This is a genomic window from Muricauda brasiliensis, assembly GCF_003057865.1.
GTDB lineage: Bacteria > Bacteroidota > Bacteroidia > Flavobacteriales > Flavobacteriaceae > Flagellimonas > Flagellimonas chongwuensis.
In genome coordinates, this window is record NZ_QBTW01000011.1 from 1 (window position 1) to 19,525 (window position 19,525).

15 protein-coding genes are annotated in these 19,525 nt (G+C 41.2%); 10 read left to right on the forward strand and 5 right to left on the reverse strand.

Features of this window, described 5'->3' with window-relative positions:
• The 6 genes from DCK90_RS06030 to DCK90_RS06055 all read left to right on the forward strand — a co-directional run.
• On the forward strand, nt 1–1,071 hold a 1,071-nt coding region (locus DCK90_RS06030; RefSeq protein WP_159075775.1), incomplete at its 5' end, for a T9SS type B sorting domain-containing protein.
• 13 nt (nt 1,072–1,084) lie between these two features.
• Entirely contained in the window at nt 1,085–2,029 is a 945-nt protein-coding gene (locus DCK90_RS06035; RefSeq protein ID WP_108245293.1) for a PorP/SprF family type IX secretion system membrane protein, read from the forward strand.
• Nucleotides 2,030–2,050: 21 nt separating this feature from the next.
• Nucleotides 2,051–3,049 carry a dienelactone hydrolase family protein gene (locus tag DCK90_RS06040; RefSeq protein WP_159075776.1) on the forward strand — a complete coding sequence of 333 codons (999 nt, stop codon included), beginning with the start codon at nt 2,051–2,053 and terminating at the stop codon, nt 3,047–3,049.
• Between the two features lie 182 nt (nt 3,050–3,231).
• Complete coding sequence (locus tag DCK90_RS06045; protein ID WP_108245295.1) at nt 3,232–3,606, forward strand: hypothetical protein; 375 nt, start codon at nt 3,232–3,234, stop codon at nt 3,604–3,606.
• A 207-nt stretch (nt 3,607–3,813) separates the two neighbouring features.
• On the forward strand, nt 3,814–4,479 hold the full coding sequence (locus DCK90_RS06050) for a hypothetical protein (RefSeq protein ID WP_108245296.1): 666 nt from the start codon (nt 3,814–3,816) through the stop codon (nt 4,477–4,479).
• A gap of 800 nt (nt 4,480–5,279) precedes the next feature.
• Complete coding sequence (locus DCK90_RS06055) at nt 5,280–6,032, forward strand: LytR/AlgR family response regulator transcription factor (protein ID WP_108245297.1); 753 nt, start codon at nt 5,280–5,282, stop codon at nt 6,030–6,032.
• Nucleotides 6,033–6,037: 5 nt separating this feature from the next.
• On the opposite strand, the gene DCK90_RS06060 is transcribed toward DCK90_RS06055, so the two are convergent.
• The 3 genes from DCK90_RS06060 to DCK90_RS06070 all read right to left on the reverse strand — a co-directional run bounded on the left by DCK90_RS06060 (nt 6,038) and on the right by DCK90_RS06070 (nt 11,787).
• Entirely contained in the window at nt 6,038–6,619 is a 582-nt protein-coding gene (locus DCK90_RS06060; RefSeq protein ID WP_108245298.1) for a precorrin-2 dehydrogenase/sirohydrochlorin ferrochelatase family protein, read from the reverse strand.
• Nucleotides 6,620–6,696: 77 nt separating this feature from the next.
• Nucleotides 6,697–7,638 (reverse strand): PorP/SprF family type IX secretion system membrane protein, encoded by a 942-nt coding sequence (locus tag DCK90_RS06065; protein WP_108245299.1) that lies wholly within the window; start codon nt 7,636–7,638, stop codon nt 6,697–6,699.
• 3 nt (nt 7,639–7,641) lie between these two features.
• Complete coding sequence (locus DCK90_RS06070; protein ID WP_108245300.1) at nt 7,642–11,787, reverse strand: T9SS type B sorting domain-containing protein; 4,146 nt, start codon at nt 11,785–11,787, stop codon at nt 7,642–7,644.
• A gap of 311 nt (nt 11,788–12,098) precedes the next feature.
• Here DCK90_RS06070 and DCK90_RS06075 point away from each other — a divergent pair, with 311 nt between their 5' ends.
• From DCK90_RS06075 to DCK90_RS06090, 4 genes are all read left to right on the forward strand, one after another.
• Complete coding sequence (locus tag DCK90_RS06075; protein WP_108245301.1) at nt 12,099–12,407, forward strand: hypothetical protein; 309 nt, start codon at nt 12,099–12,101, stop codon at nt 12,405–12,407.
• A 218-nt stretch (nt 12,408–12,625) separates the two neighbouring features.
• Nucleotides 12,626–14,998, forward strand: a complete 2,373-nt coding sequence (locus tag DCK90_RS06080; protein ID WP_108245302.1) for a TonB-dependent receptor — start codon at nt 12,626–12,628, stop codon at nt 14,996–14,998.
• A gap of 34 nt (nt 14,999–15,032) precedes the next feature.
• Nucleotides 15,033–15,812: a DUF4625 domain-containing protein gene (locus DCK90_RS06085; RefSeq protein WP_108245303.1), complete on the forward strand. Its 780-nt coding sequence runs from the start codon at nt 15,033–15,035 to the stop codon at nt 15,810–15,812.
• A 57-nt stretch (nt 15,813–15,869) separates the two neighbouring features.
• On the forward strand, nt 15,870–16,346 hold the full coding sequence (locus tag DCK90_RS06090) for a DUF4625 domain-containing protein (protein WP_108245918.1): 477 nt from the start codon (nt 15,870–15,872) through the stop codon (nt 16,344–16,346).
• A 78-nt stretch (nt 16,347–16,424) separates the two neighbouring features.
• Here DCK90_RS06090 and DCK90_RS06095 read toward each other — a convergent pair whose 3' ends face one another.
• Nucleotides 16,425–18,212 carry a ribonucleoside-diphosphate reductase subunit alpha gene (locus DCK90_RS06095; RefSeq protein ID WP_108245304.1) on the reverse strand — a complete coding sequence of 596 codons (1,788 nt, stop codon included), beginning with the start codon at nt 18,210–18,212 and terminating at the stop codon, nt 16,425–16,427.
• A gap of 3 nt (nt 18,213–18,215) precedes the next feature.
• Nucleotides 18,216–19,490 carry a ribonucleotide-diphosphate reductase subunit beta gene (locus DCK90_RS06100; RefSeq protein ID WP_108245305.1) on the reverse strand — a complete coding sequence of 425 codons (1,275 nt, stop codon included), beginning with the start codon at nt 19,488–19,490 and terminating at the stop codon, nt 18,216–18,218.
• Nucleotides 19,491–19,525: the final 35 nt, after the last annotated feature.

Here is a 19,525-nt window from a genome sequence, read left to right on the forward strand (position 1 = left end):
AACATCTCAGGGGGGACCGACGGGGCAGACTATGTCATCACCGCGACCAACGCCGACGGATGCTCCGCCGATTCAGCGACATTCACATACGACGCGGGGTTAAGTTTTGGATTTGATATATCGACAAACGTAGAAAATGAAACCTGTTGGGAAAGTAATGACGGTTCTGTCTCTGTAGCGATTGGAGATGCTGTTTTTCCCATTACAGTACAGCTCAACAATTCTAACCCCATGGTCTTCAATTCTAACACATTCTCCATTGAGAATTTGTCTCCTGGAAATTACCAAATGACCGTAATTGACAACACAGGTTGTCAAACCAATACAAGTTTTGAAATCAAGCCGGGTGGGCCCAATCTTGGTGGTATTGTGGATGTGATGTATTTATGTGAGGACAACTTACCATCAAATACAATCCAGGTATCTCTTTCAGACCCATCAATCAGTAGTGATGTGCTTTATGCCTTGGACTCGACAGATCCAAATGATTTCATTTTAACTCCAGATTTTGGGAATATCAGTTCTGGCAGTCATAGCCTATTCATAATGCACAATAATGGATGTATTGGAGAGATTCCCTTTGAGGTTGAAAACTTTGAGAAAATGGAGCTGTCACTAACCAGTGAATATGTAAATCAAATCACCGCAAACGTTACGGGTGGAAATGCTCCTTACACCTATTATTTTGATGACCAAGGCGCTTCCAATTCCAATACCTATACCATAAAGAGAAGTGGCAATTTCACGGTGAGAGTCGTTGACAGCTACGGTTGTCAGGTGATACAGAGTATCACCATGAACTTGGTAGAAATCACTATACCCGATTTCTTCACTCCAAATGGTGATGGAGAAAATGACTTTTGGTCTCCAAAGAATTCCGAACTGTTCCCTGACATCAAAACCCACATTTTTGACAGGTATGGAAGAGAAATCCAAATCTTAGGCACATCGGATGCTTGGGATGGGGAATATGACTCTAGCCCTATGCCTTCTGGGGACTACTGGTACATCGTGAGGCTAAATGATGGGTCTGGGCGTGAATTTGTTGGTCACTTCACATTGTATAGATAAAATTAATTGATAAATGAAGAGAGTCGTAGTTTTCCTAATATTCATAAACCTGTTTCTTGTAAAAGGACAAGAGCTGACGATTCCGCAATTGTCCCAATACTTGTCCGACAATCCTTTTGTAATGTCCCCCTCCTATGCAGGAATTGGTGATTATGTAAAGGTGCGTATGAACGGGGTTACCCAATGGGTCGGCATTAAGGATGCGCCAGATACCCAATCGTTATCGGCAGATGTTCGATTGGGTAACCGTTCGGGTATTGGAATGGTCATCTATAACGATTCCAATGGTGAAACAAAACAACGTGGAGGAAAAGTTTCTTTTGCGCATCACCTGACTCTTAATAAATATGATGACCAGTATTTCTCCTTAGCGCTTTCCTTTAACCTAAATCAATTTAGGATAGATATTGAAAATTTTGACCCAAACACTGACCCTGCTGTGATTAATGATAGGTCATCCAGCAATCCAAATTTTGATGTGGGCATGTTGTACCGGCGCAGAGGGTTTTATGTTAGCGTGAACGCCGCCAATATTCTGAATAAAGAATTTGAAAAATTCAACCCGATTTTCGAACCTAACACCCTGCGCAATTATTATCTGTATTCGGGATACAAATTCAGGAAGAACTCGAGAACGGATTTTGAGATAGAACCTTCTGTTTTCTTTCAATATTTTGAGAGTGATGGAAGGTCAATTACTGATATAAACACAAAATTCAAATGGTATGATTTTCTGAACTACTACTATGCCGGCATAACCTATAGGTTCTTAAACGACCAGTTTGGCTCACCACTTTACATAGCTCCCGTTATTGGACTTAAAAAAGGTGATTTCTATTTTGGATATTCCTATCAGGTTATCATGAATGAGATACTTGGGTACTCGAAGGGTACCCATGTTCTGACCTTGGGCATCGATTTGTTCCAAGGGGTTTCTAATTGTTCCTGCACTTATTAATATGAAATTATGAAAAAAACAATGTCTAAATTATTTATCAAACTTAACCTACTTCTAGTGTTATCTGTCTGTTTTATATCATGCAGCGAGGATAACGATGGTTTACCCTCTGTGGCCGATGCTCCGGAAATTATAATGGCGCAATCTACCTTGGACACTATTATCTATGTCCAGATACAGCAAGATAAAATCCCTATTTACCTGTCAATCCCCGAGGGCTGCGGAAATGAAAATTATCCTGCAGTGGTGGTAATGCACGGTTCTGGTGGAATGTGGTCGAATGATGACCCGACTACCGGAAAAATGTCCAGTCAAAATCGGGATTGGAGGGAAATTTTTGATGACAACTGTATTGTTGGCGCATTTGTGGACAGCTATTCTGGAAGGAATGTAAAAGAGAGATCTGGAAAATGGACGGACGCTCCGGACAACTTTAGAATCAGTTCTCAATTTGTTCGTCCCAAAGATGCCAACATGGCCTTGGAAGTACTCAAAAACCTAAAACTTGATAACGGGAAGCCATTGGTAAGACCGAATGACATCGCCTTACTTGGTTTTTCCGACGGAGCCAGTGCATTGGCGGCAACACTTTATGATACCGACTCAACTCCCGCCGATTGGGAATGGACACAAAGTTTTGACGGAAACAAATATGATGCCTCATCGGGAGTTCAGCCACCTCAAACCAAACCGGAAAATGGTTTTGCCGGAGGGGTTTTCTACTATGGGGGATCCTCAGGATATGGTTATTGGGGGCCGGGGCCTTGTAATGAGAATGCATTTGTGAATAATATATACCGTCCTTATGCCCCAATCCTATATCAGATTCCTTCTAAGGGCTATCTAACAGAAAACACATTGTGTATGGTGGACTTATTGGAAGAAAAAGGGGTCCCTGTGAAACATCATATTTATGAGGGTGTGGGTCACGGATTTGATACCGAAGGTAAAGACCAAAGTGAAATGGCCAGGAAAAATGCGATTAATTGGTTAAAGACACTATTGCACATCACAGAATAAACCAAACATCGGATTTAGTAATACTCTCAAAAAAAATTAAGAATCAAAAGAATAATTAACGAATCAAGGTATTGGCCCAGCAGTATCAAAAAACAATTCAAAACCATTTCAACCTCATTAAAGATTTATAGAACCATTGGTCAATCGCTGATCAAAATCAGAACACCTAAAATTTAAATGACATGAAGGATAACTTTCTGGAAAAATGGATTTTGGACCTAATTAAGTCTGAATATGAGTTTGGGAACATACCCAAGCATGCGAACTACAAGTTAAGAGAACGAATGGACGATTTTATTGAAGTGACCATTGAGTGGATGGATAATGATAATAACAACTATAAAATTGTCTACCATGCAAGAGCTTATGGCAAAATGAAAGTGAACAGTAGTCTAGAAATTGCCAAAGATCCTGTCTTTGAACTGGAAAACTACTATACTCTGGAAATCCACACATACGTGAACCACATAAAACGAAATTATAGTACTAGAAAAATTGCAAATTATGATGTAATGGGCGTAATCGGCCAATTGGAAAAGACCAATAAGACATCATAGGGTAAGTAGTAAACCAAATTTGTGCTTCCAAATGTCCATTTAAGAAAAAAATGAGTGTATTTCATCTGTAAAAACACTCTTTTTATCGGTGGTTTCTCATACGTCAATTGAAAAGGCCCATCCGTATATTGATGGGGTTTAGCTACTATTTTTCTTTGTTATTTAGTAGCTGAAAAAGGTTCCCAAGTTTTAACAAAAAATAAAGTTATGTATCTATTGACTATCTTCTGGACATTGATTTGTGCCGCTGTAATAATAGGATACCCGATCTATCTTATTAAGAAATCCAGCACAGTACTACGGGATCACAAACAATCATGCGCGTCCAAAACGCAAAATACGGTGGAACTTTTGTCTTTTGATATTAGAGAACAATTACCCAATTGGTCGTTTTCCATAGACGTTCCACAAATCACAGAAGAAGTCCTGAACAAAAACTCCATTCTATTCTATTTGGAATCGGATAACTCTTGTCTAAAACTACCATTGAGCAACAGTAGTGTTGGCTATACCGCAAAAGTGTACAAAAATGTTGGCAAGGTGTACGTGACCTTTAAATCTTTAAAGGATGGTGTTACCAATTTCTATGTTCCGACCTGGCACTTAAAAAAGCTCAAGATTTTAATCATAAGATCTAAAGACATAAGAATAAACGGAAATTGGGAAACCAAATTGAACAAATCGGTTATGCAAAATAACTTGGCAAAAGCCGGAATCAATATAAATGACTACGAGGACATGCTTGGTTACTTCAGCAATATTGCATCAATAGATTTTAAAGGACACTTTGTGGCCAAAATGCCTCATAAGAAGAAATCCTTTTCTAGAGCTACAAAATACTTTAACCATCCAGAGCTATATCATTCTGCATGATCAGTTTAAAATTAAGAATCTTTTTAGTGTTCTCCTGTTGTAAAAAATGGGATTTCCTTTTAATCGAGGAGTCCCATTTTACATCAAAAAGGATTTAATTTAAAATTACGTGAACTCAAAAGGGCCATCCATAAACTCAAACCCCACATACGTCAAATGGCACCGGTTTTTTAATTATGATAAATGTAGATTTATCAACCAAAAATAAATATTGGGCTGCACATAAAACTATTGTTTTGCCTTTGGTTCTGGCGATAAAGGCAGTGCAGTCCAAAATATATAAGTTGTTGAATAAAAACTCACCATGAGTAAATTCTTAAGCTGAAAGCAAGTATGGGGTTATGCTGCGCAACAGTTATCTATAGGATTGAAAATGGTGAGTTATTTTTTACGTACTGGCACAAAAAGTTATCATTTTCATAGAAAATGATAACTAGGGTTTTTTGCCACTATTTATTCTTCCCCCCGTAAAAATGTTTAACTTAATACAGTGAAAAGCAATTTTCCCCTATAAAGGAAAACAAAAACGTTATAACCCTATTACACAGTCTAATAAACCAGCAAGACAGTAAGGTACTATCGAAAAACTATGTAATCTAATGAAAAGAAAAATCGGTTGATAGCCGTAATGCCAATCCAAAACAAAAACTATATAATACTGGCAATAAACCAAATATATGAATAATAATCAAATTCTGATATAATTTGAAAGAAAAATCCTTTTTCATTTTTAGAATCACATCAATTTCAAAACTTAGCCTGCAGCAATAAATAACCAAATAACCCCTAAAAATAGCCCTATGATTTTAAAAGCAGTAATAATTGAAGATGAGAAACACAGCAGAGAAACCTTAAAATCCATGCTGGAAGAATTTTGCAAAGAAGTGCAAGTAATTGCTATGGCCGGCTCAGTAGAAGAGGCAGTGAAAGTATTATCCATCTACAGTCCAGATATTGTTTTCTTGGACATAGAGCTACAATCTGGTGTAGGGTTCGATGTACTTAACCAAATAAAAGACCCCAACTTTGAAGTTGTTTTCACCACTGCGTTTGAAAAATATGCCATCAAGGCCATAAAGTTCAGCTCCTTGGATTATTTACTGAAGCCTATAGATTTGGACGAACTCCAGCAAGCAGTAGAAAAAGCAAGAAACCGAATGGACACCAATGTTTACAGAGAACAGTTAGATACATTAATGCAAAGCATTTCTCGCGGAAAAGTACGTCCCGAAAAAATTTGCCTTGCCACCACGGCCGGAATGGAGTTTATTGCCTTAGATGAGATAGTGGCCTGCAAAGCGGATGGCTCGTATACTTGTTTTATGTTGGAAGATGAAAGCATGCTCTTGGTGAGCAAACATTTAAAGGAATACGAAATGTTGCTTTCGGAACATTACTTTATGCGGGTTCACAATAGTTTTCTAATCAATTTAAAAAAAGTGAAAAAATATGTCAAATCTGATGGAGGCCACCTTATAATGAGCAACGATATGCAGGTGAATATTTCACCAAGAAAAAGAGATGACTTAATTGAAGCAATGAAGCGCTTGTAACCTGCTTAATCTTTTTGGTTGACCAAGCCTTTGGTAAACTCGTTCAACGCTTCGACCTTTTGCTCAAAATCGCCTTTTAAGGTTTTTCTATATTCGTTCAAGTTTTTTACCAAGTCATCAATATTTTCGGGAATAACATCCTCAAAGAATTGTCGTAATCTTTTTGCGGTTGTTGGTGATTGTCCGTTGGTAGAAATGGCAACTTTCACATTCCCCTTCGTCACAATACCACCCATATAAAAATCACAAAACGGTGGATTATCGGCTACGTTCACCAACTTGCTCAGCTTTCTACAATCGTGGTAAACTTGCTCGTTCACTTCGGGTTTATCCGTACAGGCCACAACCATGTGCTTGCCTTCCAAATATTTTTCTTGATACACATCTTCTGTAATCTCCACATGGTGCGCTGCCGCCAACTCCAAGGTATCCGATAAAAACTCGGGAGCGACCATCTGAACTTGGGCATTGGGACTCGACTTCAATAAGAAAGTAAGCTTTTCCAACCCAACATTCCCTCCACCAACAATGAGTACCTTTAAGTTATTTACTTTTAAAAAAACAGGGTAGAGCTCATTTCTTTCCATAGCATATCAATTTAATCATTGTTTTACCAATGTAAAGTTAAAGATACAGACTATTTACGCCCTAATCCCATTTGGGTCTAAAATGTAGGCGCCTCCTTCTGCTTTTGGGAAGTTTTAAACTCGTACCGGACAAACAATTCGTGTGACCCTCCCGTATAGCTCGCCAAATTGGAAGTAGTTAGGTCGTAAGCATAACCGGCACTAAAATTCGGGTTGATCTGCATTCCCAACAAGGTTGAAAACGAATCGTCCCAGCGGTAAGCCAATCCAACGGTGAACGTTTCCCTAAGCATGGCGTTCACGGATAAATCGGCTATAATTGGCGCTCCTGGAACCCATTTCACAAAAAAAGCTGGTTTAAGTTTCACATCCGGGGTCAAATCCACCACTTTTCCACCAATAAAGTAATAATGCAAACGCTCCGCAGCGATTTCCTGCTCCTCCCCATCATAATGTTTTTGTGAAAAGAAATTGGGTATGGCAAATCCTAAATAGCCTTTCTTCGTATCATAATAAAGACCTGCTCCAATGGTTGGGAAGAATTTGCTCTTGATATTATTTTGAAAAGCCACATCGGCATCTTCGGTAAGTCCTTTGGAGAAGTCCACATCAAAAATGCGACCTCCGAGCTTCATCCCAAAGGATAATTTGCTATTGGCACTATCCAACTGAATGGTGTACGAAACGTTTCCATCCACCGATATTTCGGAGGAAGGCCCCAATGCATCACGAGAAATGATGCCTCCCACCCCTAGTTTATTTTCCAAGGGCATATCCACGGCAAGCACCTGCGTATTGGGAGCTCCATTTACACCTACCCATTGCGAACGGTGCAACAACAATGCGGTTAAATGACCATTATTGCCAGCATATGCCGGATTAACGCTCATGGTGTTGTACATGTATTGCGTAAACTGCGGGTCTTGTTGAGCATATCCAAAAATAGAGCATAGGACAAGCATTAGCACAAGTACATGCTTACCTCCGATTATTTTATATTTTGATGAAACCAACTCCATTTTTTATCTGTTTAAATACAACCAATCTGTTCTTGGTTCCGAGCCATCGCCCAAATCCAGCACATAATAATAGGTTCCCACGGGCAACTGGTCTTCGGGCTGGACCATAGCACGACCGTTCGGTGTACCGTCCCAATCATTTTTATAGGATTTTGTCTGGTACACAATATTTCCCCATCGGTTGTATACTTGAAGTGTATTGTTTGGATAACGACCTAGGCAATCAATCTTAAAGTAATCGTTGACCCCATCTCCATTGGGAGAAAACTCGTTATAGACCACTAAGCAACTTGGATCCACAAACGCTTCGGCCGAATTATTACTTTCATCTACATCCCATTGATCCACATAGGCCAAACTTACCCTGTTCATATAATCATCCATATCCATCACCTTAACGGTAAGCAGTAAGGTTGCTGTTTCGGTAACCGCAAGGGATTCAATCTCCCAAAATGAAGATTCAGCATCATAAGTCCCTACTGTAGTTTCCGAACTGATAAATTGATATCCCATGGGCAATTCTTCCTGAATGCCCAAATGGGTAGCATCATCAACACCTTGATTGGTCACCGTTATTGCAAAAACAACCTCATCCCCTATATTGGGCATTGCATTGTCTACGTTTTTAGTGATTGAGATATCCGTGGTTTGAGGTATTACAAAGGCAGTTGCTTCGTCATCATCCGCAATACCGTCGTCAAAATCATCCTCCCCAATCCCTATTGATGGGTCGCTGTCCGGGTCAGGATATAAACTTGATGAAACAAAAGCTTCGTTCACGTACTCATTTTGCAGACCTGTTGGCGCATTTACCACGGCCAAAATCTCCAAACTTTCCGTATCTTGATTTAATATGGTTCGGTTCACGTTCCAAATTCCTGAAGCCGAATTGTACACCCCAGCAGTAGAGGTGTGCGATTGGTAAGTGTAACCGGATGGCAACATATCTGTCACTGCGACACCTCTCGCATCGGATGGGCCACTATTGGTAACACTCACCACAAAACGGACTACATCTCCCACGTTAGGGTTTTCATTATCTACAGTTGTTGAAAGTGACAAATCACTTAGTCCCTCTGGAGCAGGTATCACGGTGGATTGATCGTCCTCGGAACCCAAATTGTTATTAGGAGTAGAATCTGGATCATAGACATTTGAAGCAATAAGCTCGGCCGTATTCTTGTATTCACCGCTCGAAAGCACTATCGCCCTTACCTCCAAAGTTGCTGTAGCTGCATTTGCCAAATACGGTAAACTCCATGTGCCAGCAATTTCATCATAAATTCCAGCTGACGCTGTTGCCGAAACAAATTGATAACCGCTTTCCAATTCATCCTCTATAATCAATCCGGAAGCATCGTTGGGGCCATCATTACGTACCTCAATGGCAAAAACAATCTCATCCCCTACTTCGGGATTCATATTATTGACCGATTTTGAAACCGAAATATCGGCCACATGTCTTGGCACGACCGTCAGTTCATCCTGATCATCTTCTGACAGAATATGGTTCCCAGGAGTGGAATCGATATCGAAAAAAATGGAGTTTATCACCTCTGCACCTACCGTATAATCCCCTGAAGGATTTACTTCGGCAACAATTTGAAGCTCTATCTGTGATTCCAAAGCCAAATTGCCCACGTTCCAAATTCCGTTAGATGGATTAAATAAACCGCCTGAATCATCGGAAACATAGGTAAATCCATCTGGAAGCGTATTTTCAACAATAACTCCGATGGCATCGCTTGGCCCCTCATTGGTCAAGGTAATGGTGAACAAAACCTCCGTTCCCACATCCGGGGAGGCGTTGTCGACAGTAATATCCAAGTTTAAATCTGCGGACGGAACGGGAGTAGTTCCAGCATTATCTTGGTCATTTTCAAAAATATTGTTGTTATTGGGGATAGAATTGGGATCGTACTGATCGGAAGAAAAAACCTCCGTAACATTGAAGTAATCTCCTGAGTTGTTCACCGTGGCCACAATGGTAAGAGTTTCTGTACCGGTATCTTCCAGGGTACCATTAAGGTTCCACATTCCGGAACCCTGGTTATAGATTCCCGCCGTGGTTCCGTGAGAAACATAAGTGTATCCATCCGGCAACACATCCATCACGGCGACCCCGGTAGCATCACTTGGGCCCAAATTGGTAATATTGATGGTAAAAATCACATCTTGCCCTACGTATGGACTCAATACATTCACAGATTTCTGCAACAGCAAATCGGCCACTGGAATTACAATGGGTTCCACGGTATCCTGATCATCTTCCGATTCGTTGTTGTTGTTCGGGCTCGAGTCCACATCCATCTCCGAAACGTTCGTCAACTCGGCAGTATTCGTATAATTTCCTGTTGGCAATACTTCTACGGTAATTTCCAAAGTTTCAGAAGCTCCGTTGGCCAAATCTCCTACGACCCATGAACCATTTGTCCCATTATAAGTACCCACTGAGGGGTTAGAACTGATTAATTGATAACCAGAAGTCAAAACATCGGTTACAACCACATTAGTGGCGTCACTTGGACCATCATTTTGTACCGTGACCGTAAAAAGTATCTCCTCTCCCACTTCCGGGATGATTTGGTCTACCGTTTTGGCAACGGATATATCTACCAATGGTACCGGTATCACCGATACACCATCTTGATCGTCTTCACTAGGGACATTGTTGTTGGGAGTTGAATCCGTATCCGTTTGATCATGAGCTATAATTTCTGCCACATTATCATAATCTCCCGAAGCGTTTACGTTGCAAAGAATACTTAAACTGGTTGAATCACCGCTTGCAACCGAACCCACATTCCAAACACCGGTAACTTCATCGTAAGCACCTCCACCATCGTCAGAAACATAGGTGTATCCAGAGGGCAATAGATCCAATACCTCTACAGAAGTTGCTCCACTGGGACCGTCGTTGGCCACCGTTAGGGTAAACCTTACATTGTCGCTCACCAAAGGCGGTGATTTATCAATAGTTTTGGTCAATGAGAGGTCAATTACCGGCACAGGCGTAAGAATAATTTCATCTTGATCGTCCTCGGTCGGAATATTGTTGTTGGGTGTTGAATCAATATCAAAAGCATCCGAAGCGATTATTTGTGCCGTATTGGTATAATTTCCCGAAGCATTTATATCAACTACAATGGTAAGTGTCTCCGTAGTTGCATTGCCCACGGCCCCAACTTGCCAAATCCCGGTAAGCGGGTCGTAAGTTCCCGTTGTTGCCGAATAAGAATCAAAGGTAAACCCAGACAGCAACTGGTCTTCTACCTGTACATTCTCTGCATCGTGGGGACCATTATTGGAAACCGATATTTCAAAACTGATCTGTGAGCCTATGTTCGGGGACAAGTTACCACCGACCACGGATGTAACCAACGATAAATCGGCCTGAACAGGAGCGGCATCAATGCTATCCTCATCATCCTCGCTCTGGTCGCCATCATCATTGTTCGCAGTACTATCCTCATCAATTTGATCGGCATAGATTACTTCGGCCACATGAGTGTACTCTCCATTGGCTCCTGTTGGGGTAAGTACCGTGGCATTAAAGCTTAAAGCAACTGTGTTGCTCCCCACTGGCACATCAAATCCAAACCATGTTATTTTTTGTGAACCATCCACAGAACCTGAATTATTGATTGCGGTAATACCGTTATAGCCTGAAGGAACAAAATATTCCACCACAACATTGGTGGCATCCACATCTCCAAAATTGCTCATGTTTACAGTGAAAGTTACCACTTCGCCAATATCGGGTTCGGTATTGCTTGCCACAATTTCCATTTCCAAGTCAATGCCCTGTATGGTAATCCCGACCAAATCTGAAGCAGTATCGCAGCTGGGCCCCGAAACAGTCCATTCGAAAACGTAATCTCCTGGCACCAAATCCAATAATTGAGTCTGGGGGTCATTTACATCATCGATGGTTACAGAAGATGGGCCAGATAAACGGCTCCAAGTTCCCAAACCGTCAACAGGTGCGGCATTGGCATCCATAAAAACGGCATTGACCTGTGAAACGACCTGATTGGGTCCTGCGATAGCAACACAATCCTGTCCATATCCCACTTGAACCGAAGCTATACCAAGAAGGGTCAACACTAAAAAACACCTAAAAATTAGGGAGGATTGGGGTTTGTTCATAGTTTGGATGATGAGGTGTTCCTTACGTAGTAAGGCTTACCCAAACTTATCAAGAACAGGGTAGATTGGAGAAGTTATGTTGTATGGCAAGATGGTTTTGTTGTGAAATGGCACTTTAATGATGGAAAAAATATCCTACTTTAATTATAAATCCAAAAAGAAATACACCTCTTCAATTGCCAACTTTATTGAATATATATACTTTCACAATTGACAAAATTACCATCCACTATTAAGGAAATGCTAAAAAAATATGGACATTAAGGAAATTACCCTTGCATAACAATGTTTTTTAATAGATTTGTTCTTGAATGAAAAACAGTCGTTTTTTAAATAGTATCACCTTTGCGTTTCTTGCCCTGTTTTTGGCAACGAAGCTTGTTGGGCTCCATGTGCTTACCCACCACAACGACACGGAAGGGTATTTGGATCATTGTGCCATTTGTCACAATATCGCCTCCGATACTCATACGCCTGGTATTTTAACCGATTCTCATGAACCTATTTCCGAGCAAATTGAAATAGCTGTTCAACAGAACATTGATTCCAAGTACGATTTTCAGGTTTCTGGCACCTTGGCAACAAGCCAGCTCTTCTCGAGGCCTCCGCCAATAATCTAAAAACCCATTCATTTTTTTCAACAAAAAGTCTTGGTCCTTTTTAAGGACTAAAGAAATTTGACTGTATTCAATATGTACAAAAGCATGCCGCAATCGCATAGCTTTTTCAACTGTCCATTGATGGATTCATTCAAACTTTTCTGAAACAATGCAATGGGGAATAAGTCTAGAAGCTTCCTCTCTGGAGGCAATTTGAGAATCCCATAGTATTCCCTAAAATGATTAAATACTTGCTATTCGCATGGCTGCTCATCAGTCTGTGCGTTTCGGCATCCGCACAAGAATACCATACTATAAAGGGTATTGTAGTGGATGCAAATACTTCGGCACCTATCGCTGGGGTAAACATAATTGGAAAAGATTTATATGCAATTTCTGCAGACAATGGCGAGTTCGTCATCAAAAACGTTCCCGCTGGAAAATACCGCTTTGAAATTACCCATATCGGGTATGGACATGAACATTTTACCGTGGAAATCGGTCGAGATGATGTCCAAGGGCTGACCATACGATTAAAGGAATCCGTCACAAATTTGGATGGCGTGGAACTTCTTGGAAAAACGGAAAAACGAAAAGCCCAAGAACTCTCCACCATAACTATTGGGGTGGATGAAGAATTCCTGAACAAGAATCGGGAAAACAGCTTAATGCAGACCCTAAAAAAGATTCCCGGGGTGAGTACTATTACCATTGGTTCTGGACAATCAAAACCTGTTATTCGTGGTTTGGGTTTCAACCGGGTTAGTGTGGTCCAGAACGGCATTAAGCACGAAGCCCAGCAATGGGGCAATGATCACGGCCTTGAAATTGATCAATACGGAATAGAAAGTATTCAGATTGTCAAAGGTCCCGCATCCTTGGTCTATGGGTCTGATGCCATTGCAGGTGTCGTGGACATTCAACCGTCTAAAGTTCCATTGCCGAATTCGTTCAGCGGGGAGGTCAATCTATTGGGAGAGACCAACAACGACCTGATCGGCATATCTATCGGTATACAGGGCCGAAAACAGCATTGGTTCTACAGAGGTCGTTTAACCTATAGGGATTATGCCGATTATAAAGTTCCCACGGACAGGATCAACTATGAAAACTACATTTTTGAGCTTCACGACAACAACCTCAGAAATACTGCGGGCGAAGAGATCAATACCAGTTTTAGTATTGGCTACATCTCCGATCATATAAAATCTGAGACCTTTTTTAGCAATGTCAATGCCAAGAACGGTTTTTTTGCCAACGCCCATGGTCTTGAGGTTCGCTCCTCCAGTATTGATTATGACCGCTCCAATCGTGATGTAGACCTTCCTTACCATCGTGTGAACCATTTTAAGATAACCAACAACACTACCCTGTATTTGGACCAACATATTTTGGAGCTTGATTTCGGCTATCAAAACAACCAACGGGATGAAAATTCGGAACCCGTACCACATGGATACATGCCAACTCCCTCCAATAGCAGAGAACGGATATTCACTAAAAACACATACTCCCTAAACCTTAAAGATACCTTTAGCCCCAATGACAAGCACAATGTAGTTCTTGGAATAAACACGGAATTACAAAATAATAATATTGGAGGTTGGGGGTTTTTGATTCCCGAATACAATAGGTACTCCGCTGGAGTTTTTGTTTACGATCATTTTAAGATAAATGAGAATTTCCACCTTCAAGGGGGGCTACGTTATGATGCAGGCCTGATGGAAACCAAGGCCCATTTTGATTGGTTCCAAACACCAATTAACAATGCCGATGGCTCAACATCCTATATGTATTTGCAACGTTCGCAAGACAAGAGCCTTGAATTCGGCAACCTGAGTGGCTCCTTTGGATTGAGTTATATCCATCAAAACACCACATTTAAGGTAAACCTTGGCAAAAGTTTTAGAATGCCATTGGCCAACGAACTGGCCTCAGATGGGGTAAACTATCATATGTACCGATACGAGAGGGGAAATATCAACCTTGATCCTGAGCAATCCTATCAATTGGATATCGATATTGACCATTCCACTTCAAAATTCAACATTGGTATAAGTCCATTCGTGAATTTCTTTGAGAATTTTATTTACCTGAACCCAACTCCTAATTATTATGAAACCTTGCAAATTTACGAGTACACCCAAAGCAAGGTTTTCCGATTTGGCGGTGAAGCTCGTGCCGGAATCAATGTAACTCCGATGCTACGGTTGGATGCGTCTGCCGAGTATGTGTATTCCAGACAGACCAGCGGGCCCAAAAAAGATTTTACCATTCCGTTTTCGCCTCCGCTCTCGGGATTGTTCTCGGCCAGTTATCAATTCAAGGATATCGCATTTATGCAATCACCTCAGGTTACGGCTGATTTTAGGGTAACAGCCGCCCAAAATGATATTGTGCCACCAGAAGAGGTTACCGATGGGTACCAAGCGCTCAACCTTTCGGCCAACACAAAAATCCAACTCTTTGGCAAGGGAAAACCAGCACAATTGCGCATCAAACTAAACAACGTATTCAATACCGAATACTACGATCATACCAGTTTTTATAGGCTCATCGATGTTCCAGAACCTGGCAGGAACTTTTCGATTTCGATGACCGTACCATTTTAATTAAATCAAGTTTAACACCAAAAACAGAAACAACATGAAAACTAATTTTAAATCTTTGGCGATTATCGCATTGGGAGCTTTTGCTTTACATTCTTGTAGCAGTGACGATGATGGGGGCTCTTCTGTAGCTGCACCCGAAATTTCGAATTTTGAATATGGCGAAGGAAGTTCGCACTCAACAGAGCAAGTGGCCTACAAAGGTTCGGATATCCATCTAGAAGCTGAAATTAATGCTCCCGGAACGGTAAGCAGTATCGAATTGAGCATTCACGGACATGACCTTGAAGTAGGAGAAGGTGAAGTGGAATGGGATTTTGAGCAGACCTATACCGATGCCAGCTATTTGGTGATTAACCCAACATTTCACGAGCATGTGGACATTCCTTCGGATATTCCATCTGGTGAATACCATATTACTTTGACCGTTACAGATGAATTGGGGAACAGCACCGAGGTCGAAGGCCATGTAGACATTATGGACGCCATCTCATTAAGTGCATTTTCCATTGATGAGACCGTAGTTCGCGGTACAGATATCCATGCAGAATTTATGATCAATGCGGTTAACGGAATCCATGAAATTACGGTCGACATTCATGGACACGACTTGCCTATAGGTGAAGGAGAAGTGGAATGGGACTTTGAGCAAACATATTCCGAAGGATATCACGAATTGTCCGAAGCAGAGTTCCATGAGCACATCGATGTTCCTGCAACTGCCCCAGCAGGCGAATACCATATTCTTTTTACAATCGAAGATGAAGAAGGAAACACCGTTGAATACGAAACACATATTGATGTAACTGCATCATAAAACCAATTGCCGCATGGCATTCAAGTGCCATGCGGCTAATTTTTTAAAAAAATGAATATGAAATCGATTATCAAATACTTACGGATTCTTCCTTTGATAATGATGCTAACATCTTGTTCCAGTAGTGACGATAGTGGTGTTGACGAGGAAAAACCATCCATAACAATTAATTACGATGGTGGATTTCCTCAAGCTTGTGAAGTCCTGGAAAGGGGAAACACCTACACCTTTAAGGCTCGAGCGACAGATAATCTTGCGCTTGCTGCTTACAGTTTGAACATCCATCACAATTTTGACCATCACACACATGATGACCAAGGCGCCCAATGTGAACTGGAACCTACTAAGGATGCAGTGAACCCTATGATTTATATAGAGAATTTTGATGTTGAAGAGGGCGCCACTTCATATGAAATCAACGTTTCAATTGACATTCCAGAAGATATTGACCCAGGGGATTATCACTGCTCCTACTCTGTAACCGATGTTACCGGTTGGCAAAGCAGAACCTCTGTAGACATTAAGATACTATGATCTTTTCTAGTTAGTTTGAAGAAAAAAGGAGGTTTCGTTAATTCGAACCTCCTTTTTTTATTGGTTGTTATTTGCTTTTTATGCCTCGCAGCTCACACAATCTTTCTTTTGTTTGAATTTTTGTGCGGCATTCATACTATGCTGGTAATACAAGGATTTTAGACCTAGTTTCCATGCGGTAACGTGGATTTTGTTGACATCCTTTGTAGGCATATCAGGGTGTACAATGATATTCACTGACTGTCCTTGATCTATATGGTTTTGTCTGTTTGCAGCTTGATAGATGATATCCAACTGGTCTAATTCCGAGTAGGTTAAAAAGACTGCCTTTTCAGCTTCGGTCAAAAATTCCAAATGCTGTACGGACCCGTCCATATCGCGGATGCTCTTCCAAACTTCGTTGGTATTCTGTCCCTTTTCTTCCAATAGGTCCATTAAGAACGGATTCTTGATCGTGGTTTTGATCTTGGCAATATCCTTCACATAACAGTTGGACCAGATAGGCTCAATTCCTTGTGAAACCTGACCCAAAATAAATGCCGAAGAAGTAGTGGGGGCAATAGCGTTCAACGTAGCGTTACGTCGCCCATACCCTTTCAACACTTCTGGCTCACCAAAACGCTCTGCCAATTGCTCGGACGCCTTATAAGAACGCTCTTTGATTTCTTTGAATATCTCACTGTTCAAGTTATAGGCTTCTTGACTGTTGAATGCGTATCTCTTGGATTGCAATAGAGAGTGCCAACCTAGGGCTCCAAGACCTAATGCACGGTTTTGCTTTGCAAAGTTGTATGCTCTTTCCATAAATAGGAAAGTTTGTTGATCGTCCCTATCTGAAGAATCCCTGTAAGCTTCCAGTTTCTCAATGAATTCGGTTATTACCGCATCCAAGAAATGAACCATGGTCTCAACAGCATCTGTCTTCTTCCATTTATCATAATGCAACAAGTTGATACTTGAAAGTACGCAAACAAACGACCAGTCGTCATTGGATGGCAACATAATCTCTGTACAAAGATTACTCGCGTGGATACGGTGGTTTTTGTCCTTGTAAACATCCACGGCACCATCATTGGCATTGTCGGTGAAGAATACATAAGGATATCCCATTTCACCTCTACGCTGCAACACTTTTGCCCAAACCGTTCTTTTATCAACATCGCCCTCGACCATCTCCTGCATCCATTGATTGGTTACGGTAACACCATGGGTCAACTGCTGGATAGGGTTCCCTTCGGTACCGATTTCCAAAAATTCCAAAATATCCTTGTGGTCAATGGGCAAATATGGAGAAAAACGCCCTCGACGAACGGAACCTTGGCTCACTACATCAACCATGGATTCGAACAGCTGCATAATGTGAACAGCTCCCGAGGCCTGTCCGTTATTTTTAACAGGTGCGCCCCTGTGTCTTATTTTTCCAAAGTATCCAGAAGTTCCACCACCAAGCTTCGACATCATCCCCACCTCTGATTGGGTGTAAAGGATGTTCCCCATATCATCATCTATATGGGAACCAAAGCAACTAATGGGCAACCCGCGCTTTTTACCAAAGTTCGACCATACCGGAGAAGCCAAAGAAAAGAAACCTTCGGACATATAACCGTAAAACTTGTCCGAGTACCCCGGAATCTGCAAAATCTCCTCTGCCCTATCGCCGATTTCACGGATACGCCCTTCGGGGGTAACCCCTTCGGTAAGGTATCCTGATGCCAAAAACTTTCGGCTATACTCGTTCAACCATTCAAAACCTTTATCCTCCTCATTCTTAAGTTTGGACAAGGTATCCTTTCTTGCGTTTACAAGTTCCTGTGTTTTGTAATCTTGCTTTTGGTCAGTGGTCGGGGTTTGTGTTCTCTTCTCCATAATTTAAAAAAGGTCGTCGCTTGTTATACTTTGTGTTCTTTTGCTATAGTTGATGGATCTTTTTACAAAAAAGTCTCCATGTTTTGTTCCAATGATTTCGTCGTCGAACCACTCGGTTTGTTCCAATAGTTTTTGGTCGACGTCGAATATTTTGGAGATACCGATGCTCTCCAATGAGTTGTTGAATCTGTTTTTGATGAATTCGTTCACCAAATTTTTCGGCAAGAAATCCAATTCACCGTCTTCAAAGATCCAATCCACTATCTTGCTTTCCGCTTCAAATGCTTTCTCGCAGATATCCTGAATCATTTCTTTATAAGCATCATCGAACCACTCTGGATGTTCTTTTTTGATGATGTTGATGATGTCGATTCCGAAATCACCATGAATCTGCTCTTCTTTGGAGGTCGCCTCAACCACGTTCGATATCCCTTTTAGGACATTCTTGTGTTTATTGAATGCCATAATGATCAAAAACTGGGAGAATAGCGATACATGCTCTATAAAAAGTGAGAACAGCAATACCGACTCTGCATAGTCCTTATTGTTCTCGCTTTTCGCATTCTTCAGTGCAGTCTCCAAATACTGCACCCTTTTCATGATTACCGGCTTTTTCTTCAAGTTCTCGAACTCCTTGTTCAATCCCAAAATTTCCAAAAGGTGGGAATATGCATCGTGGTGGCGCACTTCACTTTCGGCAAAGGTGGCCCCAACAGAACCGATTTCCGGTTTTGGCATTCTGTGATAGATATCGCCCCAGAACGATTTCACCGCAACCTCGATTTGAGAAATGGCAAGCATCGTGTTTTTGATGGCGCTGCGCTCCACTTCGCTCAGTCCAGATTTAAAGTCCTGAATGTCACTGGTAAAGTTAAACTCGGTATGAATCCAATACGAATGACGGATTGCTGGAACATACTCATACAATTGCGGGTACTCATAAGGCTTTAAGTTGATACGCTTCTCAAAAATGTCCGACTCGCGCATTTGAGCCCTTTTATTCCTGTAAATAATGTATGCTTTTGCCGCATCATGGAACTCACTATCCATAAGTTCGTTCTCAACAACATCTTGTACTTCCTCTACGGTCGGCAAATAATGTTCGTCTTGACTTTTTCTCTCCAACAACACTTGGTTGACGTTGTTGGCAATGGTCTGCGCATCAGTGATCTGTCCATGCTCCACAGCTGTCATGGCCTTCAAGATTGCATTTGTAATCTTGTGTAAATCAAATTCTTGCGTACTAAAATCCCTCTTAGTTATCTGAGTAATCTGCATGAAGAAAACGGTTTGGAGTTGTAAAAAATAGCTTG

Bases quoted from the DNA above. Each gene is read 5' to 3' on its own strand.
- DCK90_RS06035 (WP_108245293.1), top strand. From the start codon at position 1,085: ATGAAGAGAGTCGTAGTTTTCCTAATATTCATAAACCTGTTTCTTGTA.
- DCK90_RS06085 (WP_108245303.1), top strand. From the start codon at position 15,033: ATGAAAACTAATTTTAAATCTTTGGCGATTATCGCATTGGGAGCTTTT.
- DCK90_RS06090 (WP_108245918.1), top strand. From the start codon at position 15,870: ATGAAATCGATTATCAAATACTTACGGATTCTTCCTTTGATAATGATG.
- DCK90_RS06100 (WP_108245305.1), bottom strand. From the start codon at position 19,490: ATGCAGATTACTCAGATAACTAAGAGGGATTTTAGTACGCAAGAATTT.
- DCK90_RS06055 (WP_108245297.1), top strand. From the start codon at position 5,280: ATGATTTTAAAAGCAGTAATAATTGAAGATGAGAAACACAGCAGAGAA.
- DCK90_RS06095 (WP_108245304.1), bottom strand. From the start codon at position 18,212: ATGGAGAAGAGAACACAAACCCCGACCACTGACCAAAAGCAAGATTAC.
- DCK90_RS06060 (WP_108245298.1), bottom strand. From the start codon at position 6,619: ATGGAAAGAAATGAGCTCTACCCTGTTTTTTTAAAAGTAAATAACTTA.
- DCK90_RS06045 (WP_108245295.1), top strand. From the start codon at position 3,232: ATGAAGGATAACTTTCTGGAAAAATGGATTTTGGACCTAATTAAGTCT.
- DCK90_RS06050 (WP_108245296.1), top strand. From the start codon at position 3,814: ATGTATCTATTGACTATCTTCTGGACATTGATTTGTGCCGCTGTAATA.
- DCK90_RS06065 (WP_108245299.1), bottom strand. From the start codon at position 7,638: ATGGAGTTGGTTTCATCAAAATATAAAATAATCGGAGGTAAGCATGTA.
- DCK90_RS06040 (WP_159075776.1), top strand. From the start codon at position 2,051: ATGTCTAAATTATTTATCAAACTTAACCTACTTCTAGTGTTATCTGTC.
- DCK90_RS06075 (WP_108245301.1), top strand. From the start codon at position 12,099: ATGAAAAACAGTCGTTTTTTAAATAGTATCACCTTTGCGTTTCTTGCC.
- DCK90_RS06080 (WP_108245302.1), top strand. From the start codon at position 12,626: ATGATTAAATACTTGCTATTCGCATGGCTGCTCATCAGTCTGTGCGTT.
- DCK90_RS06070 (WP_108245300.1), bottom strand. From the start codon at position 11,787: ATGAACAAACCCCAATCCTCCCTAATTTTTAGGTGTTTTTTAGTGTTG.